Annotated in this window: 3 protein-coding genes; all 3 read left to right on the top strand. The window is 61.6% G+C overall.

The features are described from left to right. The first annotated feature begins 54 nt into the window (after window positions 1-54). The 3 genes from ACRESD_RS10325 (at window position 55) to asd (ending at window position 3,132) form a co-directional block, all read left to right on the top strand. Window positions 55-819 carry a class I SAM-dependent methyltransferase gene (locus tag ACRESD_RS10325; protein ID WP_431750819.1) on the top strand — a complete coding sequence of 255 codons (765 nt, stop codon included), beginning with the start codon at window positions 55-57 and terminating at the stop codon, window positions 817-819. A gap of 53 nt (window positions 820-872) precedes the next feature. Then, window positions 873-1,955 (top strand): 3-isopropylmalate dehydrogenase, encoded by a 1,083-nt coding sequence (gene leuB / locus ACRESD_RS10320; RefSeq protein WP_431750818.1) that lies wholly within the window; start codon window positions 873-875, stop codon window positions 1,953-1,955. 64 nt (window positions 1,956-2,019) lie between these two features. Further along, window positions 2,020-3,132: an aspartate-semialdehyde dehydrogenase gene (gene asd / locus ACRESD_RS10315; RefSeq protein ID WP_034107599.1), complete on the top strand. Its 1,113-nt coding sequence runs from the start codon at window positions 2,020-2,022 to the stop codon at window positions 3,130-3,132. Window positions 3,133-3,227 lie beyond the last annotated feature (95 nt).

Here is a 3,227-nt window from a genome sequence, read left to right as displayed (position 1 = left end):
GGGCTTGCTCGCGAAGGCGGCAGCACAAACAACACAAGTCCCAAGGAAACGATCATGACCAGCACCGCCCACACCCAAGTCGTGCAAAAACAATTCGGCGAGCAAGCCTCGGCCTACCTGAGCAGTGCCGTGCACGCCCAGGGCACCGAATTCGCACTGCTCCAGGCCGAACTGGCCGGGCAGGGCGCCGCGCGACTGCTGGATCTGGGCTGCGGTGCCGGTCATGTGAGTTTCCATGTGGCGTCACTGGTCAACGAAGTGGTGGCCTACGACCTGTCGCAGCAGATGCTCGACGTGGTTGCTGCGGCTGCGGCAGATCGTGGCCTGGACAACATCCGCACTGTACACGGCGCCGCCGAACGGCTGCCGTTCGCCGATGGCGAGTTCGACTTCGTGTTCAGCCGCTACTCGGCCCATCACTGGAGCGACCTCGGCCTGGCCCTGCGCGAAGTACGCCGCGTACTCAAGCCGGGCGGCGTGGCGGCCTTCGTCGACGTCTTGTCACCGGGCAGCCCGCTGTTGGACACTTACCTGCAAACCGTCGAAGTACTGCGCGACACGAGTCACGTGCGCGATTATTCCGCCGCCGAATGGATGCAGCAGCTCAGCGAGTCCGGTTTGTATGTGCGCACCAGCCGCCGCCAGCGCCTGCGCCTGGAATACACCTCGTGGGTCGAGCGCATGCGCACCCCAGAAGTATTGCGCGCTGCAATACTTGAGCTGCAAAAGGCGATGGGCCAGGAAGTGCGCGATTATTACGAAATTCAGGCCGACGGCACCTTCAGCACCGACGTGTTGGTGGTCTTCGCCGAACGCTGATTGATTTTTCCCGACCTGCCCACGGGCGGGTCGCTTGATGAAATGAGGAACGCATGAGCAAGCAGATTCTGATTCTCCCTGGCGACGGTATCGGTCCGGAAATCATGGCCGAAGCGGTCAAGGTGCTGGAATTGGCCAACACCAAGTACAGCCTGGGCTTCGAGTTGAGCCACGACGTGATCGGCGGTGCTGCCATCGACAAGCACGGCGTACCGCTCGCCGACGAAACCCTGGATCGCGCCCGTGCGGCCGACGCCGTGCTGCTCGGCGCCGTAGGTGGCCCGAAATGGGACAAGATCGAACGTGACATCCGCCCTGAGCGCGGCCTGCTGAAAATCCGCGCGCAACTGGGCCTGTTTGGCAACCTGCGCCCGGCGATCCTCTATCCGCAACTGGCCGATGCTTCCAGCCTCAAGCCGGACGTGGTGGCAGGCCTGGATATCCTGATCGTGCGTGAGCTGACCGGCGGTATCTACTTTGGCTCGCCACGTGGCGTGCGTGAGTTGGAAAATGGCGAACGCCAGGCCTACGACACCCTGCCGTACAGCGAGAGTGAAATTCGCCGTATCGCCCGTGTCGGTTTCGACATGGCCCGCGTGCGTGGCAAGAAGGTCTGCTCGGTGGATAAGGCCAACGTATTGGCCTCCAGCCAACTGTGGCGCGAAATCGTCGAAGAAGTCGCCAAGGACTATCCGGACGTCGAGCTGAGCCACATGTATGTCGACAACGCCGCCATGCAACTGGTGCGTGCGCCAAAGCAGTTCGATGTGATCGTCACCGACAACCTGTTCGGCGACATCCTGTCCGACCAGGCGTCGATGCTCACCGGGTCCATCGGCATGCTGCCGTCGGCGTCCCTGGACACCACCAACAAGGGCATGTACGAGCCGTGCCACGGTTCGGCGCCGGACATCGCGGGCCAGGGCATCGCCAACCCGCTGGCGACCATTCTGTCGGTGTCGATGATGCTGCGTTACAGCTTCAACCTTAGCGAAGCGGCGGACGCGATCGAAAAGGCTGTAAGCCTGGTGCTGGATCAAGGTTTACGTACCGGCGACATCTGGTCGCAGGGTTGCACCAAGGTCGGTACGCAAGAAATGGGCGACGCAGTAGTCGCCGCGCTGCGGAATCTGTAATCTCTCGGGCCCGCTTGCAGTTGTTGCTGCAAGGCGGCCCACTTTTTAACAAGGTGTAGTTGCGATGAAACGTGTAGGTCTGATCGGTTGGCGCGGTATGGTCGGTTCCGTGCTCATGCAGCGGATGCTGGAAGAGCAGGATTTCGATCTTATTGAGCCGGTGTTTTTCACCACTTCGAATGTGGGTGGCCAAGGGCCGTCCGTGGGCAAGGATATTGCTCCGCTCAAGGACGCCTACAGCATTGAAGAGCTGAAAACCCTCGACGTGATTCTGACCTGCCAAGGTGGCGACTACACCAGCGAAGTCTTCCCCAAGCTGCGCGAGGCCGGTTGGCAGGGTTACTGGATCGACGCCGCCTCGAGCCTGCGCATGCAGGACGACGCCGTGATCATCCTCGACCCGGTGAACCGCAAGGTCATTGACCAGCAGCTGGATGCGGGCACCAAGAACTACGTGGGTGGCAACTGCACCGTCAGCCTGATGCTGATGGGCCTGGGCGGCTTGTTCGAAGCCGGCCTGGTCGAGTGGATGAGCGCCATGACTTATCAGGCGGCGTCCGGTGCCGGCGCGCAGAACATGCGCGAACTGATCAAGCAGATGGGCGCAACCCATGCAGCGGTCGCCGATCAACTGGCAGACCCTGCCAGCGCGATCCTCGACATCGACCGTCGCGTGGCCGAAGCCATGCGCAGCGATGCCTACCCAACCGAGAACTTCGGCGTGCCGTTGGCCGGTAGCCTGATCCCGTGGATCGACAAGGAACTGCCGAACGGCCAGAGCCGTGAAGAGTGGAAGGCCCAGGCCGAAACCAACAAGATCCTGGGTCGTTTCAAGAACCCGATCCCGGTGGACGGCATCTGCGTGCGCATCGGCGCCATGCGTTGCCACAGCCAGGCGCTGACCATCAAGCTGAACAAAGATGTGCCGATTGCCGATATCGAAGCGTTGATCAGCCAGCACAACCCATGGGTCAAGCTGGTGCCGAACAACCGTGATATCAGCATGCAGGAGCTGAGTCCAACCAAGGTGACCGGCACCCTGAATGTACCGGTGGGCCGTCTGCGCAAGCTGAACATGGGCAGCCAGTTCCTCGGCGCGTTCACTGTTGGCGACCAACTGCTGTGGGGCGCGGCCGAACCGCTGCGTCGTATGCTGCGGATCTTGCTGGAGCGTTGATCGCTTGAAGCAATAAGAAAAACCCGCGACTGGTGACAGGCGCGGGTTTTTTCTTGTTCTTTCGGGCCCCATCGCGGGCAAGCCCGCTCCCACAC

The organism is Pseudomonas sp. (assembly GCF_050739995.1).
Taxonomy (GTDB): domain Bacteria; phylum Pseudomonadota; class Gammaproteobacteria; order Pseudomonadales; family Pseudomonadaceae; genus Aquipseudomonas.
This window is presented reverse-complemented; position numbering and strand designations above follow the sequence as displayed.

Coding starts and splice junctions, on each gene's coding strand:
- asd (WP_034107599.1), top strand. CDS start 2,020: ATGAAACGTGTAGGTCTGATCGGTTGGCGCGGTATGGTCGGTTCCGTG.
- leuB (WP_431750818.1), top strand. CDS start 873: ATGAGCAAGCAGATTCTGATTCTCCCTGGCGACGGTATCGGTCCGGAA.
- ACRESD_RS10325 (WP_431750819.1), top strand. CDS start 55: ATGACCAGCACCGCCCACACCCAAGTCGTGCAAAAACAATTCGGCGAG.